The sequence below is a fragment of the Parageobacillus sp. VR-IP genome (assembly GCF_013357975.1).
GTDB lineage: Bacteria > Bacillota > Bacilli > Bacillales > Anoxybacillaceae > Saccharococcus > Saccharococcus caldoxylosilyticus.
In genome coordinates, this window is sequence record NZ_JABVYQ010000003.1 from 148,871 (window position 1) to 170,279 (window position 21,409).

Annotated in this window: 16 protein-coding genes; 15 read left to right on the top strand and 1 reads right to left on the bottom strand. The window is 38.4% G+C overall.

Features of this window, described 5'->3' with window-relative positions; all coding sequences use genetic code 11:
* Positions 1-416 precede the first annotated feature (416 nt).
* From HT574_RS08870 to HT574_RS08885, 4 genes are all read left to right on the top strand, one after another.
* A complete protein-coding gene (locus HT574_RS08870) occupies positions 417-1,754 on the top strand; it encodes an aspartate aminotransferase family protein (RefSeq protein ID WP_175244305.1) in 1,338 nt (445 codons plus the stop codon).
* 43 nt (positions 1,755-1,797) lie between these two features.
* Positions 1,798-3,216: a sodium:solute symporter family protein gene (locus HT574_RS08875; RefSeq protein ID WP_175244306.1), complete on the top strand. Its 1,419-nt coding sequence runs from the start codon at positions 1,798-1,800 to the stop codon at positions 3,214-3,216.
* Positions 3,217-3,342: 126 nt separating this feature from the next.
* Complete coding sequence (locus tag HT574_RS08880; RefSeq protein ID WP_175244307.1) at positions 3,343-4,107, top strand: enoyl-CoA hydratase; 765 nt, start codon at positions 3,343-3,345, stop codon at positions 4,105-4,107.
* 286 nt (positions 4,108-4,393) lie between these two features.
* Positions 4,394-4,540, top strand: coding sequence for a hypothetical protein (locus HT574_RS08885; protein ID WP_175244308.1), 147 nt, complete (start codon positions 4,394-4,396; stop codon positions 4,538-4,540).
* Between the two features lie 99 nt (positions 4,541-4,639).
* Here HT574_RS08885 and HT574_RS08890 read toward each other — a convergent pair whose 3' ends face one another.
* The gene (locus HT574_RS08890; protein ID WP_217499479.1) at positions 4,640-5,785 is read right to left on the bottom strand and encodes a GntR family transcriptional regulator; all 1,146 of its coding nucleotides are present in this window, start codon (positions 5,783-5,785) and stop codon (positions 4,640-4,642) included.
* A 430-nt stretch (positions 5,786-6,215) separates the two neighbouring features.
* Between HT574_RS08890 and HT574_RS08895 the strand changes: the two genes are divergently transcribed.
* The 11 genes from HT574_RS08895 (at position 6,216) to HT574_RS08945 (ending at position 21,402) form a co-directional block, all read left to right on the top strand.
* Positions 6,216-7,622, top strand: coding sequence for an extracellular solute-binding protein (locus HT574_RS08895; RefSeq protein ID WP_175244309.1), 1,407 nt, complete (start codon positions 6,216-6,218; stop codon positions 7,620-7,622).
* A gap of 50 nt (positions 7,623-7,672) precedes the next feature.
* Positions 7,673-8,608, top strand: coding sequence for a carbohydrate ABC transporter permease (locus HT574_RS08900; protein WP_175244310.1), 936 nt, complete (start codon positions 7,673-7,675; stop codon positions 8,606-8,608).
* Between the two features lie 17 nt (positions 8,609-8,625).
* Positions 8,626-9,450 carry a carbohydrate ABC transporter permease gene (locus HT574_RS08905; protein ID WP_175244311.1) on the top strand — a complete coding sequence of 275 codons (825 nt, stop codon included), beginning with the start codon at positions 8,626-8,628 and terminating at the stop codon, positions 9,448-9,450.
* Between the two features lie 43 nt (positions 9,451-9,493).
* Positions 9,494-12,625, top strand: a complete 3,132-nt coding sequence (locus HT574_RS08910) for an alpha-mannosidase (RefSeq protein ID WP_175244312.1) — start codon at positions 9,494-9,496, stop codon at positions 12,623-12,625.
* Between the two features lie 482 nt (positions 12,626-13,107).
* Entirely contained in the window at positions 13,108-14,109 is a 1,002-nt protein-coding gene (locus HT574_RS08915; protein ID WP_175244313.1) for a LacI family DNA-binding transcriptional regulator, read from the top strand.
* 306 nt (positions 14,110-14,415) lie between these two features.
* Positions 14,416-15,420: a Gfo/Idh/MocA family protein gene (locus tag HT574_RS08920; protein WP_175244314.1), complete on the top strand. Its 1,005-nt coding sequence runs from the start codon at positions 14,416-14,418 to the stop codon at positions 15,418-15,420.
* 16 nt (positions 15,421-15,436) lie between these two features.
* Positions 15,437-16,627: a Gfo/Idh/MocA family protein gene (locus HT574_RS08925; protein WP_175244315.1), complete on the top strand. Its 1,191-nt coding sequence runs from the start codon at positions 15,437-15,439 to the stop codon at positions 16,625-16,627.
* 87 nt (positions 16,628-16,714) lie between these two features.
* A complete protein-coding gene (locus HT574_RS08930; RefSeq protein WP_175244316.1) occupies positions 16,715-17,740 on the top strand; it encodes a Gfo/Idh/MocA family oxidoreductase in 1,026 nt (341 codons plus the stop codon).
* Positions 17,741-17,810: 70 nt separating this feature from the next.
* On the top strand, positions 17,811-18,785 hold the full coding sequence (locus HT574_RS08935; protein WP_175244317.1) for a sugar ABC transporter substrate-binding protein: 975 nt from the start codon (positions 17,811-17,813) through the stop codon (positions 18,783-18,785).
* An 89-nt stretch (positions 18,786-18,874) separates the two neighbouring features.
* On the top strand, positions 18,875-20,386 hold the full coding sequence (locus HT574_RS08940; RefSeq protein WP_175244318.1) for a sugar ABC transporter ATP-binding protein: 1,512 nt from the start codon (positions 18,875-18,877) through the stop codon (positions 20,384-20,386).
* A 17-nt stretch (positions 20,387-20,403) separates the two neighbouring features.
* A complete protein-coding gene (locus tag HT574_RS08945; protein ID WP_175244319.1) occupies positions 20,404-21,402 on the top strand; it encodes an ABC transporter permease in 999 nt (332 codons plus the stop codon).
* Positions 21,403-21,409: the final 7 nt, after the last annotated feature.

A 21,409-nucleotide genomic window follows, 5' to 3' on the forward strand; every position in this document is an offset into this window, starting at 1 on the left:
CCTTCAAATGGTGATACGGCTTTTCTTTTTTTAGAAAAAAATAGGGATGACTGGCTAATTCGGAAGTGAATTTTTTTAATTCTAAAATGAATTAAAAAATGGTTAACTCAGTGATGGATATAAAAATAAGTAACAAATGACACGAAAGGTGGATTAGATGAGGTACGCACAAGTGAATATGGAAGCGAGGAAATTAGCTGCTCTCTATCTTCTCCAAAGTGATTCTGAAATTTTAGAGAATAGAAACAGGCTGTTATATAAAACATCGCTAGAAAAAAAGCAAAAGGTATAGGAAGAAATAGATATTTTAATATTTATTTTTTAAATTCATAAAATTTACAATTATATAAATGTTGGTATGATATTTGCATTTTAATTTTTATGGGCAAACTGATTTGCTAAAGGGGAGAATGTACATGACAGAGAACAACTGGATGCACCTTTTTCATAAAATGCCGGATTTACTTGCGCCAACGATGGCCAAAGACCATCCGAACTTGCCGGTGGTGAAGGAAGAAGGATGCTACTACTATGGACTGGATGGAAAAAAATATCTTGATTTTACTTCCGGTATTGCCGTTGCCAATACGGGGCATCGCCATCCGAAAGTAGTACAAGCAATCAAAGATGCCGCAGATCGCCTTATGCATGGGCCAAGCGGAGTCATCATGTATGAATCGATCCTTCGTTTGGCTGAAGAATTAACACATATTATGCCTGAAGGTTTGAACTGTTTCTTTTTTGCGAACAGCGGAACGGAGGCGATCGAAGGGGCTATTAAATTGGCGAAACACGTGACGAGAAGACCATATGTCGTTTCGTTTACGGGGTGCTTTCATGGACGTTCTTTAGGGGCGCTTAGTGTAAGTACGTCCAAAAGCAAATACCGAAAATATTTACAGCCAAACGGATTGACGTATCAACTGCCGTATGCCGATCCAAAAGACTGCCCGGATGGGGAAGACCCGGATGTGTATTTTGCGAATAAGCTTGAAAAAGATGCGGCTTCTTTGTTTGCTCACCAAGTCACTCCGGAAGAAGTGGCATGTATGATTTTAGAACCGGTGCTTGGAGAAGGCGGGTATATTGTGCCGCCAAAAGGCTGGCTGCGCAAAATAAGAGAAATTTGCGACCGTCACGGAATTTTACTCATTTTCGATGAGGTGCAGACCGGTTTTGGCCGCACTGGTGAATGGTTTGCGGCACAAACATTCGGCGTCACTCCGGACATTATGGCGATCGCCAAAGGAATTGCTTCCGGCCTTCCGCTAAGCGCAACGGTTGCCTCGAAAGAGTTGATGCAGCAATGGCCACTAGGGAGCCATGGTACGACATTTGGCGGCAATCCAATCGCATGTGCGGCAGCGCTTGCCACATTAGAAGTATTTAAAGAAGAAAATTTGCTTGAAAATTGTCGGGTAGTCGGGAAATATGCTCGCGAAAAGCTGGAAATGTTAAAAGCAAAGCATCCAGTGATTGGAGATGTGCGTTCGATCGGACTCATGATTGGTATTGAGATTGTTCATCCACATACTGGCGAACCGAACGGAGAAGGTGTGATGAATATTTTGAACCGCTGCCTGCAAAAAGGAGTTCTTTTCTATCTATGCGGGAATAAAGGAGAGGTTATTCGCATGATCCCGCCGCTGACTGTGACGAAAGAGCAGATTGATGAAGGATTAAACATGCTGGATGAAGCATTGACAGAATACGAAATAGAAATTGGCGCACATCCACTAATGACTGAGAAATAACAGCCGTTCATTTGCTTAAAAATAAGAGGATGGGGGAATTTTCATGAGCATACTGGATACGGGGGTTATTCTATTTTATTTTCTTCTTTTAATTATCGTGGGGATTTTTGGAGTGAAAAGAGCGAAAACAGTAGAAGACTATGCACTTGCCGGCAGAAATCTCGGATTGTTTGTCTATCTTGGCTGTCTGTCTGCGGTCATTCTTGGCGGCGCCTCGACGATTGGAACAGCTAAATTAGGATATCAATTTGGGCTTTCAGGTATATGGTTTGTATTTATGATTGGTCTTGGAATTACCGTACTCGGTTTGTTTTTTGCGAATCAAATTTATGGTGCGAATGTTACTACGATTAGTGAATTGCTTGGACGTCGGTACAATAAAGAAACACGTTTGATTAGCGCGCTTGTAGCAGCCATTTACACGATGATGGTCTCTGTTACGCAAGTAATAGGAATGGGCACCATTATTCATGCCGTCCTAGGTTGGAATATGACGGTTTCGATGTTAGTCGGCGGGGGAATCGTTTTGTTTTATACGATTCTCGGAGGAATGTGGAGCGTTACCATGACAGACATTATTCAGTTTATCATCATGACAGTCGGCATTTTTTTCGTTATGCTGCCGATGAGCTTGTCCTATGTTGGCGGATGGAAAGCGCTCTCTGAACGATTGCCTGCCACGCATTTTGATCTGTCATCAATGGGATGGGCGAACATTTTTCAGTACTTTTTACTGTATACATTAGGAATGGTTGTATCACAGGATATTTGGCAGCGGGTATTTACGGCACGCACAACAACAATTGCCCGGAGCGGTGCGGTATACGCTGGTCTATACAGTTTTGCCTATGCACTAGCATTAAGTATTATCGGTATGTGTGCGGTAATCGTTTTCCCGAACATTAACGATCCGCAAAATGTATTTGCAAAAATGTCGCTGACGATCTTGCCGCACGGTTTGTTAGGGCTCATTTTGGCAAGTGTATGTTCCGCGCTCATGTCCACTGCTTCTGGAACATTGCTCGCTTCTTCCACTCTTTTATCACATGATATTTTGAAGCAGTATTGGCTGAAAGACATTAGCGATCAAAAGTTTGTTTTTCTGTCAAGAATGATCACTTTAGCCATTGGAGTTATCGCGATTACGTTTGCCATTTGGATTCAAGACGTGCTCGTCGCATTGGATGTGGCTTATGCGATTTTATCCGGCGCAATTTTTGTTCCTGCGGTTCTCGGTTTCTTCTGGAAAAGAGCGACAGCGAAAGCTGGTTTCTATTCGATTATTATTAGTTCATTGGTCGTGCTTGCCGGTTTGGCGGTGGAGGGATTAAGTTCTACCAATCCGATTATGTATGGAATTGCTGCCAGCATTATTTCCATGATTATCTTTTCTTATCTGCAACCATCTTCCAACATACAAAAAGGCAATATCGTATTGGAAGATGAACAAAGTACACTTTAAAGTGTTTTTTGGAAACTCGTATACCCTTTTTTGGGTGATACGGGTTTTTTCTTGAAAAATTAAAGGAGTTTTACCATAAAATGAGGAATTTAATATAAGACAATTGGTCAAGCAAGGGGGATAAACATGGAAACAGTCGTTCTATCATTTTCAGGAAATGTGGCGGTATTGGAACTGAACCGCCCGGATTCGCTCAACGCGATGGATGTGCAAATGCTGGGCGAACTGGTCGAAGCGTTGCGGCAAATTGAACAAAGCGATGCATCCATCGTCGTGATCCGCGGCAGAGGAAGAGGCTTTTCCGCCGGCGGCGATATTAAGACGATGCTCAGCGTCGATGACCCAAGTCAATTTCACGGTGTGATGAATACGATCCAAGAAGTGATCACGGCGTTGTATATGATGCCGAAAGTTGTCGTTTCGGTCGTTCACGGGCCAGCGGCAGGGCTCGGGCTAAGCTTTGCTTTAGCAAGCGATTATGTCATCGCCACGAAAGAAGCGCGCCTAGCGATGAACTTTATCGGCATCGGCCTCATTCCAGACGGCGGCGGCCATTTCCTGTTAGCGAAACGGGTCGGTGAAGTGAAAGCGAAGCATATCATTTGGGAAGGAAAACCGATGAACGCTGATGAAGCGTATGAACTAGGCATTGTTGACATTGTCGTCGAAGACGAACAGCAAGTGGAACAAAAAATCGCCGAATGGCAGGCCAAACCGCTGCAAGCGATGATCGCCACGAAGACGTTATACGCCAAGTTGACAAAAGATGAATTGTTAAAAGTGCTTCAGTTCGAAACAGAAGCGCAGCAAAAAATGCGGCAAACGGAAGACCACCGCGAAGGCGTGCGCGCCTTTTTAGAAAAACGGAAGCCGAGGTTTCAGGGGAGATAATCAAGAAGCCCTTGTCTAAAATCTTTATAAAGATTCTTAGACAAGGGCTGTTTTCTGTCAAGATCATCTTTTCAATAAAATTGCTTAATGATCAAGATGGCCGCAAAACGATTTGCAAAATGCGGTGTATGATCGAAACGTTAAATTATTCCCTTAATTTTAAGATTAAGTAATTTTGTGAACAGCTATGCAGCTGTTCTATTTTTTGCAGGAAATTCAGCAACATATTGTGAAGTTCTATGAAAATACGATATATCGTTTACAAAATATATTTGCAAAGGTGAGAATGTCACGTTATTTACGCTCTCGGTTTCTCATCATTCAAGCGCCGATGGCTGATGGGGTTTTGATGCCAGTGTTAACGGAAGAGATTGTGCGGAGGTTGGGGGAGGAGATTAAGGAAGTGATAGGGGAGATGAAGAGAGTGTTGTGATGAGAAACTAAAATAAGGGAGAAAGAAAGGCTGGCTCAGAAAAAGTTGTCTTAACAACTTTTTGAGCAGCCTCTTTTGTCAATAGCCTGTAAATGATAATTACCTTTTACATATGGATGTTGAATTTCTGACAATAAGTTTTGGTGGCACAAAAATTTGTTGGCGTTTCTGCATTGGATTCTCGATTGCTGATATAATTAATTTTACTGCTTCTTGTCCTAATATTTTTTCTTGTTGTCTTACACATGTGGGTGGGATTGTGAAAAGATGGGAAAATTCGTAGTCATCAAACATGATAACAGACAAATCTTCCGGAATAGTAATACCGATCTCCATGGCTGCTTCCATAACTGTTACCCCATTGTTAATCACAAATAAAGCGGTAATATCGGGATGACTAATCAGGAAGTTGTGGATCTTTTCTTTATTGTGATGCTCTTCGGACATTTCGAGATTTAAAAGATATAAGTGATGGTCAATTGGGACATTGTGTTCAGTTAGTGCTTTTTCAAATCCCTTAATCCTATCCTCAATACTAGTTGTTCCATCCGGAACAGTAGAGATCATCCCTATTTTTGAATGACCGAGCTCGAGTAAGTGAGTTGTTGCTTCATAAGCGCCTAAAATGTTATCTGAACATACACTATTTGTGTGAATTCCTCGAAGGTAACGGTCTATAAGTACAAGAGGAAAGTTTTCTAACGTCAATTTAAGAATTTCTTCATTGTAAGTTTCCCCTTCTGCTGGATAGATAATAATCCCATCTACTCCTAAACGGAGAACCTCTTTTAAAATTTGCATTTCGAGTTTCTGTGAATCATGCGTTTGACAAAAAATAACGTGATAGCCATGTTGGGCAAGAAGTTTTTCAATTTCACTCACGATAATGGTAGTAAACTGGCTGTTTAAACGGGGAACAATACAAGCTACTAATCCACTTGTATTTTTTAAAAATTTGTTTTGATAAATAATTGTTTTAGAACCTTTTTCTTCAGATACAAATGATCCTCTACCTTGAATACGATAAATAATTCCTTCCTCTACTAGAGTGTCTAAAGCCTTTTTTACAGTAATTCTGCTAACTCCGAATTTTTCAGCTAATTCATTTTCAGAAGGTATTTTATCATTAGGTTTCCATTTTTTTTGTTGGATATTATCAATAATATATTGACGGATTTGTATATAGAATGGAACCCTGACTATAGGAAGCTCCCCCTTTTTACTTGATATATAACAAATATACAACTTAAATAAAATTTTGTAAAGAAATAGAAAACATGATGCAAACACTCTAAGAAAAATTGGCTCGAAAATTGTCGTTTTTTCGCGAGAAAAGTTGTTAAAATAGGGGTTTACGTGTATTGATAATCGTGCTAATATTCAGTTAAATATATTGAATATACATTATACAAATTATTACAAGTTTATTAGCAATAATCAACAAGTTGACTAAAAAATTGAGTTCTGGAGTTTAATTAAGGGGGAGGAGATAGAAGGTACATGTAAAGTTATTAGTGATTTTACCGATAAAGTTGTTATTTTCTCTCTTTCGACTTGCCATTTTAACGTTTAATTAATTTGGTACTTATAAATAGCTAATAAGACATGACAATATAACAAGCGGTTATTTATTTTATACAATGTGTATCTTCTTAATTAAGGGAGGGAATTAACAATGTACAATGTATTTTTTCTTACCAAAAGGTTAGTCGGGATAATGCTGATTTCATTTGTGTTGATATTAGGAGCTTGTGCTAATACATCATCTAATAATCAATCGGATAACAATACAAATGATCCTAAAAAAAGAATTGAAATCGCTTTCCGTGATTTTGGTTCAGGGAATACAGGGTTAAAAGAATGGTTAGAAGGTGTAAAGACTGAATTTGAACAACAGCATCCAGGGGTTAAAGTTCAATTTGTACCAATTCAAGCTTCGGAAGGGGATTTTTTCGCTAAGCTTGCCTTAATGGTGAAGAATAGCCAAACAGCCCCAGACATTGTCACAGAAGATACGTTTATGATTAACTCTGATGCGGCTGCAGGTAATATAGACTCTTTGGATAAGTATGTTAACCAATGGGATGATTGGAATAACTTTAATTCCAGAGTAAAGCAAGGAGTGACTGCTACTGACGGAAAAGTATATGGTGTTCCTTATAGCACAGATACGCGTGGACTTTGGTACAATGTAAATATTTTTAATAAGGCTGGTCTTCCTGTACCTTGGAATCCAAAAGATTGGAATGACATATTAGAGGCTGCAAAGACAATTAAAGAAAAGGTGCAAGGTGTTATCCCGTTCTGGGCTAATTCCGGTAAAGCAACGGGTGAAGCAACATCGATGCAGACGTTTGAGATGCTTTTATATGGGACAGAAGATACGCTTTATAACTTTGATAGTAAAAAATGGGTTGTTAAAAGTCAGGGGTTTTTAGATTCGCTCAAGTTCATACATGAAATTTATTCCAATGGATTAGGACCTCAATTATCCCAAGTGTTAACAGGTAAAGCTGGGGACATTGTCCAGATGGAATTAATGCCAAAAGAAAAGGTTGGTATTGTACTAAATGGGAACTGGGTTCCGGGTGTTTGGAGAGAAGAAGGTCCTTTGCCTTGGAAAGAGGGGACAAAGATATATAAACTAGCAGCAATGCCGACACAAAATGGGCAACCTCCTGGTTTTACTTCAATGTCCGGAGGATGGGCGCTCTCGATTCCAAGCAAGGCTGATAATAAAGAATTGGCATGGGAGTTTATTAAGCTTGCGACTAGCAAAAAACATAATAAAGTGTATGTTTTGAAGCAAGGAGATTTAACCCCACGTACTGATGTTGCGCAAGACCCGGAGGTACTCAATGCTCCTGGAAGTGTCACAAAAGAAGCAGCGAGTTTCATCAAATTTACACATTTTAGACCTGGAGTTGATAAGTACCCAGCGGTTTCTACTGCTATTCAGGCAGCTGTAGAAGCGGTTGCGACAGGAAGTCTTAGTCCTGAAGAGGCAATGAATCAGTATGCAAGAGAGGTTACACGTATAGTGGGAGCTGAAAATGTGGAAGTAAAAGAATATAAAAAGTGATCATCTCTTAAGGTGATCACTTTTAGATCACTTTTTGAAAGGGGAATGCTATGAATGTTCAGGTACAAAAAAATACTAATAAAACTATAAAACGTTTTTCTCGTGGGCGGAATAAAAAAGACCGTATTTTATTAATAAGATCAATATTATTCTTGTTTCCTGCATGCTTATTATTAATAACCTTTTTCATTGGCCCAATTTTATTAACTTTCTACTTCGCCTTTACCAATATGTCACTTACTGGTACAACTGCTCAGGCAATTGAATTTGTGGGTTTTAAAAATTTTATGTATATGTTTTCGGATCCCAATTTTCGAATTAGTGTTATTAAGACGATAATTTTTCTTATTTTTTCCGCTGTTATTGGTCAACAAGTATTAGGATTTATACTTGCGATATTAATGAAAGAACGAAATCGTACATTTCGGCGCATTATCGGAACTATTGTACTTGCAGGATGGGTTACTCCAGAGATTGTGGTTGCATTTGCATTTTTTGCCTTTTTAAATGAAAAAGGTACATTAAATACGATGCTTGAAGGGATAGGTGTTAAACCTATCGCATGGTTGTTTACTTTTCCAATGGTAAGTGTTATTATCGCCAATATTTGGCATGGAACAGCATTTTCTATGTTAGTATTTCAATCTGCTCTTGACAACGTTCCCAAATCGGTAGAGGAAGCTGCAATCATTGACGGAGCTACAAGATGGCAGAGATTATGGAAAATTACCATTCCTATGATTAAAGGACAAATTGTTACAAATATGGTCCTTGTTACATTGCAAACTTTAGGTGTATTTACATTAATTTATGCGTTAACAGGCGGAGGACCTGGAACAGCAACCCAAACACTTCCTATTTATATGTATAATCAAGCATTTGTGAATTATCAATTGGGGTATGGAACAGCTATTTCATTAGCTATGTTACTAATCGGCATAATCGCAAGTTTATTGTATATTCGTTTATTGAGAGTCAAGGTATGAAAGAGGTGAGAAGGAAAATGACTAAACACGCATTTGAAAGGATCATTCCGTATATTGTACTTAGCTTTATTGGGATATTGTTTTTGCTACCTTTGCTATGGATTCTTTTTGCTTCATTTGACCCTCACGCTACTGTATCATTAAAAATTCCGAAAACAATTAGTATAGAGAATTTTGTTTCGGTTTTAACCGATAAAGTAAATCAACGGTCTCTTTTAATTGGAATTTTTCTTTCACTTGGTCAAGCGATTATAGCAGTAGTGGTTGCTTCATTGGCAGCCTATCCCTTGTCAAGGTATCAATTGAAGTATAAAAAACCGTTTCTATTAACCATTTTGTTTATGACTTCATTGCCAATTACTGCTGTAATGGTTCCTGTGTATCAGCTATTTATGATCTTAAATCTACATGATTCGCTATTTGGGACAATGTTATTTCTTGCATCTTCTGCATTGCCGTATGCTATTTGGATGATGAAAAACTTTATGGATGCTGTACCGCTTGAGCTAGAGGAGTCGGCATGGATTGATGGGGCATCCGTATTAAAAGGACTTCAAAAGATCGTTGCTCCACTGATGATTCCGGGGATTTGTACAGTTGCTATTTTTACTTTTACTCTAAGCTGGGGAAACTTTTTTGTTCCTTATATCTTAATACAATCACCTGAAAAACTCCCAGCCTCAGTAACGATCTATCAATTTTTTGGACAATATGGCATGGTTGAATATGGAAAATTGGCAGCCTTTTCATTGATTTACACAATTCCTCCTATTGTACTTTATATGATTAGTCAACGTTTCATGTCGGAAGGATTTAGTCTTGGCGGAGCAACAAAAGGATAAACGGAATTTACAATAACACAATATTTGAAAGGAGAAGCTCAACATGTTTTTGACTGAAGAGAAACTTGAGGCCCGTATTAATGAATTAGCAGAATACCGTTATCGGGAGCCGATTTCTATCCCTTCCTTTCGCTTTTTAATGGATGAAAAAGGCGAGGTTGGTGCCCGTCCTCCTGAAGAAGGAGAATGGGGGATAATTAAGTTAGGTGATTATTGGAGGGGGCGTGACATTTACGCTTGGCTTCAAGTAGATATTGACATTCCGGAGCATTGGAATGGAAGGGAAATAGTGGGTAGGTTCGACTTCGGCAAGACAGGTGGGGGAAATAATTCGGGGTTTGAATCACTTTTGTATTTAAATGGGGTTCCATATCAAGGAGTAGACTCTAATCATACAGAAGTGTTTTTTCCAAAAAATTCGGCGGGTTCCAAATTAAATTTAACCTTCCGTTTATGGTCAGGGTTAGAAGGCGGAGGTATTCCGACGCAGCAAGAACATAAAATAAAACGTGCAGAAATCGCTTGGTTAGATGAAACAGTAGATGACTTATTTTTTACAGGAAAAGCAATTCTTGATACAGTAAAGATTCTTGATCACAATTCCCCTGAACGCCAATTACTTCTTTCATTATTAGACCGTGCATTTCGTCAAATTGACTGGTCAAAACCGAAATCTGATTCATTCTATGATTCTATCGCTGTAGCTCGTGATATGCTTAAATCTGAATTAAAGCAAATGGAAAAAAAACATCCGGTAACTATTCGTTGCGTCGGGCATACACACATCGATGTTGCTTGGCTTTGGCGCCTTAAGCATACAAGAGAAAAAGCAGCGAGATCATTTTCTACAGTACTTCGGTTAATGGAGAAATATCCAGAGTATATTTTCCTGCAAACACAGCCTCAATTATATGAATATATTAAATCGGATTATCCAGAGATATTTGAGCAAATTCGTAAACGAGTTGCAGAAGGACGTTGGGAAGCTGCTGGAGGAATGTGGCTGGAAGCTGATTGTAATATACCTTCCGGTGAATCATTGGTACGACAAATATTGATGGGAACTCGTTTTCTTCGTAACGAATTTGGGGTGGAGTGCAGGTATCTATGGCTTCCGGATGTATTTGGATATAATTGGGCTTTGCCACAGATTCTGAAAAAATCTGGAATTGATAAATTTATGACAACAAAAATTAGTTGGAATCAGTATAATCGTATGCCCCATGATACATTTATATGGAGAGGAATTGACGGAAGTGAAGTACTCACCCATTTTATTACAACTCCTGAACCGAATACAAAGTGGTGGTTTTATACTTATAACGGAACAATTAAACCGGAAACGGTACAGGGTATTTGGGATGCGTATAGAGATAAAGCGATTAACCAAGAATTGCTTTTATCATATGGATATGGTGACGGTGGCGGAGGAGTGAATAGAGAAATGTTAGAAATGCGCCGTCGCTTGAACGATATCCCTGGATTGCCGCATGTAGAAACCGGCAGGGCAGATGAATTTTTTGAACGATTACATAAACGAATCAAAGACACTGACCAATATGTGCACGTATGGGATGGAGAACTTTATCTTGAATATCATCGGGGAACTTATACAAGTCAAGCTTACAATAAACGAATGAATCGCAAGCTTGAACTTCTTTATCGCGAAACGGAATGGATGGGAGTTATAGCAAGTGTATTAAATTCAGATTGGTCTTATTATCCTTTCCAACAATTAAATGATGGATGGAAAATAATTCTACGTAATCAGTTTCATGATATTATCCCAGGATCCTCCATTCGCGAAGTATACGAGGATAGTAAAATGGAATACGAAAAGGCTGAGAAAAACGCATTAAATATTTGGAGAAAATTAGGCAGGGATATCATTGTAGAAGAGAAGGATAATACAGTTGTAGTGTTTAACTCTGCACCTTGGTCGAGAACAGATTTAATACGAATCCCGGTAACTGAAGAAATACAAAAGGGTGTATGGAAGGACATATCGGGCAATGTGCTGAGAGCGGAAATTATTAATAACGATTGGATTATACTGGTAGAAGATGTACCTCCAATGGGATTTATTACAATTCAGTTTTATCCTGAGGAGTTGGAGATTGCTAAACCTAAAATGTTTCATATTGATTCTTCTGAAATTATCACACCGTATTATAAAATCAAGTGGAATGATAAAGGGCAGATTGTTTCAATTTATGACCTTCAAGCAGATCGGGAAGTTTTAGCAGATGGGAAATACGGAAATGTGTTCCAGGTGTTTGAAGATAAACCACTGCGTTATGATGCTTGGGATATTGATATATTTTATCTAGAAAAAATGCGAAAAGTAGAGGATTTATGTCACATAAGTATAAAAGAAGTAACGTCGCTATATGCGGTTATACATTTCGAGTGGAAGTACATGGATTCTTATATCAGTCAAGATATGGTTTTATATACACATAGTAGAAGAATTGATTTTAAAACAGAGGTAGATTGGCATGAACAAAACCAATTGTTGAAGGTAGCATTTCCTGTGAAAATTCGTTCTACGGAAGCAACGTATGACATTCAATTTGGAAATGTAAAAAGACCTACTCATTGGAATACGAGTTGGGATTACGCGAAATTTGAAACAGTAGGTCATCAGTGGGCAGATTTATCTGAAAGAGGATATGGAGTCAGTCTATTAAACGACTGCAAATACGGTTATGACATTAAGGATAACATTATGCGACTTTCATTAATTAAATCTGCTACTTACCCAGATTATCAACAAGATCAAGGATATCACATTTTCACATATTCTCTACTCCCACATGAAGGTGACTGGGTAGAGGGGAATACTGTAAAGGAAGCATGGCATCTAAATAATCCTCTAACATATACTGTGGGACAGCCGATTAAGACAAAATTTTCTTTGTTTGGTGTTAGTGCTGACAACATTATGATTGATGCTGTGAAAAGAGCTGAAGACGAGAATAAAATTATTCTCCGCATACATGAATTTACCGGAAGTAGAAAGCAAATCCATATAGAAAGTGATTTATCAATTTCGTCTTGGCAAGAGTGCGATCTTATGGAAAGAGAAATAGGTGAAAAAATAGTAGGAAAAAATATAGAATTTAATATAAACCCATATGAAATTAAAACATTTCTTATAGATCTTACCCAGTAGGGGAGGATAATGCATAAAATTCTGTGTAAAGCGTTTTTCTAGACTAAAAAAGCAGGATATTCTTTGATATCCCCTTATAGTAGACAGAGAAAAAGCAAAGGCTGTTACTGTTTACTATGGAGGGGATTTTTTATGAAAAACAGAAATTTGACAAACGGAAAATATTTCTAATATTATATAGACCAGACAATGAAATTAGCAGGAGCGAATATTTTCTGAGAGTGAAAATCGCCCTCTTCGCGTCGTTCTTTTATCTTTTGTAGTTATAAGCTTTATAAGCTGTATAGTAGCCATATTCATTATATGTACTTTTGTATAAAATTGTAAAATAATAATTAGATGTTGATTTAAACAAAAAGACATTGAAAAAAAGTGGAAAAAAGATTACACTTTAAATAAAATAGAGCAAGCGCTTTCTCTAAAATTGTTGTTTAAAAATGGGTTCATTTTTTAAATACTGACATGAGGAAGATTGGTGAAATATGAAAGTAACAATTTATGATGTGGCAAAACAAGCAGGTGTATCTATATCAACGGTATCCAGAGTTATCAATAATACAGGACGCATTAGTGAAAAAACGAGAAAAAAAGTATTGAAAGTAATGGAAGAATTACATTATCAGCCTAGTATGGTAGCGTCTGCATTAACCGGAAAACGGACACGTACGATTGGTCTTATTATTCCGGATGTAGCGAATCCGTTTTTTTCTGAAATTGCCAGAAAAGTAGAAGATCGCGGGAGAGAACTGGGTTTTAATGTGTTAATGTGCAATACTGATAATAATGCAGAGACAGAAGAAATGTATCTTTCTCTCCTAAAACAAAAAAGTGTAGACGGTATTATTATCGGAACCACCACAAAAAACTATACTGTTTTAAATCAATTATTACAAGAAAAATTCCCATTGGCGTTTATTGCTCAAGATATCCCTGAATTAGCTATTAACGTTGTTAGAGTTGATGATTTCTTAGGCGGATATCAAGCGGTATCCCATTTAGTATCTTTAGGACATAAAAGGATTGCCATCATGTTAGGCAACTTAAGCAGAACAAGTGATAAATACCGTTTGCAAGCTTACCGTCAGGTGTTGGAAGAGAACGGATTAAAGTATGAAGAAAAATGGATTGTGTGTACGGATTACTCACTAAAAGATGGAAAAAGAGCTGCATTAGAATTGCTTCAATCCTCGCCGAGACCAACCGCTATTTTTGCATGCTTTGATTCATTGGCCATTGGCGTTTACCAGGCAGCAAAGGAATTGGGTCTTCACATTCCAAATGATTTGTCTGTCGTAGGATTTGATAATACTATACTATCTACTATCGTAGATCCACCGTTAACGACAGTAGCGCAGCCGATTGATGAAATGGGGCGGCAAGTGGTGGATTTGCTAATTGATGAGATAGAAGGGAATAATGGTACAAAGCAACGAATAATTTTACCACCTGAATTAATCATACGACAGTCTACAAAATCGCTATAAATTATATTAATAAATAGGGAGCTGATGACAAATTGCTCCCTATTTTTCTTATTTTTCATGAATATTTATTTTATAACAAAAATTTTATAAATTAAGAAAAAATAGTTGATAAGATAAGTGGTTACAGTTAAAATGAAAGTAAATAGGAAAGCGCTTGCCCATTAATTTTCATAGCTTTATTAACTAAAAAGCTATACATGTTACTTTTGTTTTATTACATGTGAATAGAAAGTTAAAAGTATGAGGGAAAGCGCTTCCTCTAATAACGTTTTTTGATTAAATTAACCGGAAGGAGAAAAGAAAGTTATGGAACAAGTGAAGATAGGGGTCTTAGGCGCAGGAGGAATCGCTAAGGTACATACGTCAATTCTTAAAAAAGATGAGCGAGTTCAGATTGTTGGAGTAGCAGATATTGTAGAAGAACGGGCGGCGGCACTGGCAAAAGAAGCTGGAAGTGCGAAGCCAGTTAAAAGTTTAGAAGACTTGTTCGAACTTGGTGTGGATGCGGTTTATGTGACAACTCCAAACACATTGCATGTAGAACCTGTGTTGAAATGTTTACAACAAAATGTTCATGTGTTTTCCGAAAAACCAATGGCTACTTCTTTGGAAGAAGCGGAACAAATAAAAAAGGCGGCCAAGACATCAAAAGCAATATACAATTTGGGAATGAATCGCCGATACGCGTCTGTTTATAAAAAGGTAAAAGAGCTCATCGCTTCAGGAGAAGTAACTCCATATTTAGCAAACGTCAAAATGAATCGCGGTGAATTATTAAATCCTGCGTGGACAGCGAATCCAAAAGTTACAGGTGGATTTTTATATGAAACTCCCTTTCATTTAATGGATTTGTGTCGGTATTTATTTGGAGAAGTGCAAACGGTTTATTGTGAAGCTAGACAAAATATTTCCGAGGTTGAATTAGATACATTTGCAATTATGATAACTTTTGCATCAGGAACTCTTGTTAACTTTGTGACTTATGCTCATGCCGGATGGAGTTTCCCATTCGAGAGTCTAGAGGTTTACGGAAAATATTGTACGGTTGCGACGCAAGAGCTGGAAAAGGTCATGTATGCACCAGGATTGCACCAACCAGCACAAATTAGTGATTTTTATCAATTATCCGTTGAAGAAAAATGGGGATATGCGGAGGAAGATCGTTTATTTATCGATGCCATTATTCACGGAACGAAGCCTCCGGTTACAGCTGAAGATGGGTTTCGATCCATTCAACTATTAGAAGCAATATATGAAAGTGCAAAAACTGGAAAAATGATTGATTTCCGCCAAACGACTTCGACTCCATAAAAAAGTAGGTGATGAGATGGGAAAAAAGCAAGTTCGAATTGGAATGGTTGGTTATAAATTTATGGGAAAAGCCCATAGCCATGCTTTTCGCGATATTCCCTTTTTCTTTGATACTGAAGTTGTTCCGGTTTTACAAGCAATTGCCGGAAGAAACGAACAAGGGGTAAAACAGGCAGCTGAAAAGATGGGATGGGCATCATATGAAACCGATTGGCGCCGCCTCATTGAGCGTGATGATATTGACGTCATTGATATCGTTACACCGAACAATACGCATGCCGAGATTACCATTGCTGCAGCGAAAGCAGGAAAACATATTATTTGTGAAAAACCGCTAGCGTTAACTTTGGAACAATCTTTAGAAATGCTCGAGGCCGTGAAAAAAGCCGGTGTTGTCCATATGATTTGTCACAATTACCGGTTTGCTCCGGCTGTCCGGTTTGCCAAACAATTAATTGAACAAGGTCGGCTAGGGAAAATTTATCATATTCGTGCGACATTCTTGCAAGATTGGCTGATGGACCCTAATTTCCCATTAATATGGCGACTGAAAAAAGAGGTATCCGGCTCAGGCACACACGGAGATCTCGGGGCACATATTATTGATTTGGCACGTTTCTTAGTAGGGGAATTTAGCGAAGTAGTCGGAATGATGGAAACGTTCATTAAAAAGCGTCCATTAGGCGATATGGACATTCATTTAAAAGGACGCGCAGAAAGTGATGAATGGGGAGAAGTTGACGTGGACGATGCCTCCGCATTTCTGGCTCGCTTTGAAAATGGAGCGTTAGGTGTATTCGAAGTGACCCGTTTTAGCAGAGGAAACCGTGCCGGAAATCGCTTCGAAATTAATGGAGAACGCGGTTCGATCCGCTGGGATATGGAAAATATGAACAACCTGCAAGTCTATTTAGAAGAGGACGAACGCGGTTTACAAGGATTTCGCACCATTAACTGTACGGAAGTAGAACATCCATATGCATCAGCTTATTGGCCGGCTGGTCACATTATTGGTTATGAGCACACATTTATCAACTTATTGGCTGAAATGATGAACGGAATTGCAAACGGATACAGCCCTTCCCCTAATTTCGAAGATGGTGTTCGCAATCAAGCGGTATTAGAAGCTGTCGAACGTTCTGTGCAAACAGGCAAATGGGTCAAAGTATCTGAATTATTAAAATCGACACAATTGCAAACGAATTGATGTGAAGGAATATTGCTAGTAGATAAATCGGAATCTTCTTTATCAGTTGAAGAAAGCGATTACATTATTCGAAGGGTGTGTTGTTTTATGACAGTTCGGTGTGCTGTTCTCGGCTTAGGCCGGTTAGGTTATCACCATTCTAAAAACTTAGCTACTCATCAAATTGGCGGTGCTCAATTAGTCAGCGTTGTCGATCCGATGGAAGGCCGTGCTGAACAGTTTGCTAAACAATTTGGAATTGAGCATTGGACGAAAAATCCAGACGAAGTTTTTGAAGACCCACACATTGATGCGGTCATTATTGTGACTCCGACAAGTACCCATGCGGATATGATTCAACGCGCGGCGAGAAATGGGAAAGCGATCTTTGTTGAAAAACCGCTTACACAAAGTTTAGAAGAAGCGGATGAAATCATTCAAACCATTAAACAGTATAATGTCATTTGCCAAGTTGGTTTTATGAGAAGATTTGATCCTGCCTATGCTGAGGCAAAGCGAAGAATTGAAGCCGGAGATATTGGAAAACCAATCTATTTTAAAGGAATTACTCGCGATGCTGGTTCGCCGCCTGCGGAATTTATTAAACATAGCGGTCGCGTGTTTTTAGATGTCTCTATTCATGATTATGATATTGCGAGATATTTGATGGGAGCCGAAATTACGTCCGTTTCTGCTCATGGAAGAGTATTATTGCATCCATTTATGGAAGAGTTTAAAGATGTCGATCAAGCGATTACGTATGTATACTTTGATTCTGGTGCGGCGGGCGATATTGAAGCAAGCCGTAACTCTCCTTACGGTCACGATATTCGCACCGAAATTATTGGTACGGAAGGGTCACTTTTTATCGGGACGCTTCGCAACCAAAATGTGACGTTATTAAATTCGAAAGGCAGTACATATGAGATTATCCCCGACTTTCAAACGAGATTTAACGATGCCTATCGCTTAGAACTTGTTCATTTTATTGAATGTGTCCAAAATAATCAAATTCCAAAAGTAACTGAAATGGATGGCAAAGTAAATTTAAAAATCGCTATTGCAGCGACGGAGTCATTTGATAGCGGCAAAACGGTTCATATCAAGGGAGAGTGTCTAGAGAAAAGTTATTAATTTCGAAGAAGGTAACGATGCTGTCACGAGCTCGTTTACCACATAAAAAACAAGGGGGAAAAGGGTAAAAATGAAGGTCAAAAAGAAGTGGGTTTCGTTCATGTTTGTATTACTGTTTAGTTTTACTCTGTTAGTTGGGTGTACTGGAAAACAGGAAACTGTGCAAACATCAGGGGATAAGTCAGGAAAAATTGTAATTGGAGCTGCTCTTCCGGATTTTGATGATAAATGGCTCAGTTATTTGCAAGATGGAATGAAAGAATATGCCAAAACTCAAAAAGATGTTGAAGTGATCTACGTTGATGCAATGAATGATGCTAGTAAACAGTTATCTCAAGTCGAAAATTTCATTCAACAAAAAGTCGATGCGATTGTATTAGTACCCGTAGACACGGTTTCTGCACCAGAAATGGTTGATAAAGCGAATCAAGCGAACATTCCGATTGTAGTCGTTAATAGAATTTTTGATGGTGTAGATAAAGCTACTGCTTATGTTGGTTCAGAGTCCATTAAAGCAGGTATCATGCAAATGGAAGAAGTGGCGAAATTACTTCACGGAAAAGGCAAAATTGCGATTATGAACGGACAGATGGGGCATGAGGCACAAATTAAAAGAACAGAAGGAAATAAACAAGTTATTAAAAAATATCCGGGTATGAAGATTGTACTGGAAGGAACTGCAGAATGGGATAGAGCGAAAGGTATGTCTTTAATGGAAAATTGGCTTCAGTCTGGAAAGAAAATTGATGCAGTGGTGTGCAATAATGATGAGATGGCGATCGGGGCTATTATGGCATTGGAAGATGCAGGAAAGCTTGATGACGTCATTGTAGCTGGAGTTGATGCTACACCTGATGCTTTAGAATATGTGAAATCTGGGAAATTAAAAGTAACTGTTTTCCAAAATGCCAAAGGACAAGGTCAAGGTGGACTAGAAATTGCGATTAAAGCGGCAAAAGGAGAAAAAGTAGAAAAGTTTAATTGGATTCCGTACGAATTAGTAACGAAAGATAATGTAGAAGAGTACATCAAGAAGTGGCAATAACAACATTATTATAGCCAAAGGGAAGGATATTGTTGCGGTCAATCTTCTTCCTAAAAAGGAATAATCTTAGCGAAAATGAGGGAAAGCCTATGAGCAAAGATCATGTGTTAGAAATGATTGATATTACAAAAGAGTTTCCTGGGGTTAAGGCGTTAGACGGTGTGCAACTTAAAGTAAAAAAAGGCACTGTCCATGCACTAATGGGAGAGAATGGGGCTGGAAAATCGACATTAATGAAAATACTAATAGGAATTTATACTCCTGATAAAGGAAAAATTATATTTGATGGAGAGGAATTAAAATTTTCCAATATTAAGCAAGCACTTGATAAAGGGATTTCTATGATTCATCAAGAACTTAGCCCGATCCCCAATATGACAGTAGCAGAAAACATTTTTTTAGGAAGAGAACCTAGTTATGGCTTCACAGGATGGGTGAAAACGAAAGAGTTGGAAGAAAAAACAAGAAGGTTATTTGAAAGACTGGGAATCCATATTGATCCAAATACTAAAATGTCCGACCTCAGTATTGCTAATACACAAATGGTGGAAATCGCGAAAGCTATTTCTTATAATTCTAAACTAATCATTATGGATGAACCAACATCCGCTATTACGGAGAAGGAAGTTCACCATCTGTTTAACATTATTCGTGCCTTGAAAAAAGAAGGCGTGTCAATTATTTATATTACCCATAAGATGGATGAGGTAGAGCAGATTACAGATGAAGTAACAGTATTAAGAGATGGAAAGTATATAGGAACGAGACCAAGCAATCAGATTTCGAAAGATGAATTGATCAAAATGATGGTAGGAAGAGAATTAAATCAAATTTTTCATAAAAAACCTGCCCAAATTGGAGAAGTGGCATTATCAGTAAAAGGATTAACGAAAAAAGGAAAGTTTGAGGATATTAGTTTTGAAGTACGGAAAGGGGAAATTGTAGGATTTGCCGGTTTGATGGGTTCTGGGAGAACAGAAGTGTTAGAGAGCATCTTTGGAATTACTCGGCCTGATTCTGGCGAAATCTATATTAATGGCAATAAAGTAAACATTAGCTCCACAAAAGACGCGATCAAATATGGAATGGGATTATTAACAGAAGATCGAAAGCTGACTGGATTATTTTTACCATTATCCGTTCAAGACAATATGATTACTGTAACTGTCGATCAATATGCAAAAGCAGGATTTTTACAACAAAGAAAAATTCATGATGACTGCCAGAGACTGACTGAGCAACTTGCTATTAAAACACCTAGCTTGCAACAACTTATTAAATATTTAAGTGGAGGAAATCAGCAAAAAGCGTTAATCGCTAGATGGCTGCTTCATGACCCTGACATTTTGCTTCTCGATGAACCAACAAGGGGAATTGACGTTGGTGCAAAATCAGAAATTTATAATTTGATTTTTGAGTTAGCGAGGAAGGGAAAAGCGATCGTTGTGGTTTCTTCAGAACTGCCGGAAATATTAGGATTAAGCGATCGGGTTATCGTAATGCATGAGGGAAGAAAAACAGGCGAATTAACTAGAGAAGAAGCAACACAAGAACGCATCATGCAGTTAGCGACAGGGGAATTGGCAGAAAACAAGCTATAACGATTGGAGGAATGAACATGGAAAGCCAAATTTCTGTTGTCAATAAACGAGAAAAATCGGGTGCATCTTCTACCTCTAAAGAAAAAATCTATCGATTTTTAAATCGATATGGTATGTTAATGATCCTTGTTGCGTTGATCATTTTGATGTCAATCCTTTCCCCAACTTTTTTCACAACAGGAAATTTATTAAACATCGTTAGACAGATGTCTGTCGTCGGGATCGTCGCTATCGGCGTGACCATCGTTATTATTACCACTGGAATCGATTTGTCATCGGGATCCGTAATCGCTCTTGTTTCCGTTGTAGCAGCCAGTTTCGCACATCCAGATACGTACCCGGTTGCCGTCCCGATTATCATTGGGCTAGGCTTGGGACTTCTTACAGGTATTATCAATGGAACCATTATTTCCAAAGCAAACATTGCTCCGTTTATTGTCACATTAGGAATGATGACGGCTGCACGAGGAGCAGCGTTGTTGTTCAGTGATGGAAGACCAATTGGAAATTTGTCAGAATCTTTTATATTTATAGGACAGGGAACGTTAGCAGGTATTCCGGTTCCGATTATAATCTTTGGGCTTGTAGGATTAATTTCATATATTATCCTAAATAAAACAAAATTCGGTAAATATGTATATGCTATCGGTGGCAACGAACAAGCCGCTATTATTGCTGGCGTTAATGTAGATAAGTGTAAGATTTTCGTATATGGATATGCCGGTTTGTTATCAGGGCTTGCCGGAATTATTTTAACATCCCGTATATCATCTGGCCAGCCGACAGCAGGGCTGATGTATGAATTAGACGCAATCGCAGCGGCTGTTATTGGTGGTACAAGTCTTTCCGGTGGGATTGGCACGATTGGCGGTACGATTATTGGCGCGCTTATTATTGGTGTCATGAATAACGGACTAGATTTGTTGAATGTTTCTCCATATTGGCAACAAATTTTAAAAGGAGTCATTATTACTGTTGCTGTATTTATTGATTCTCGCAAAAATCGCAAATCGTAGGGTGGGG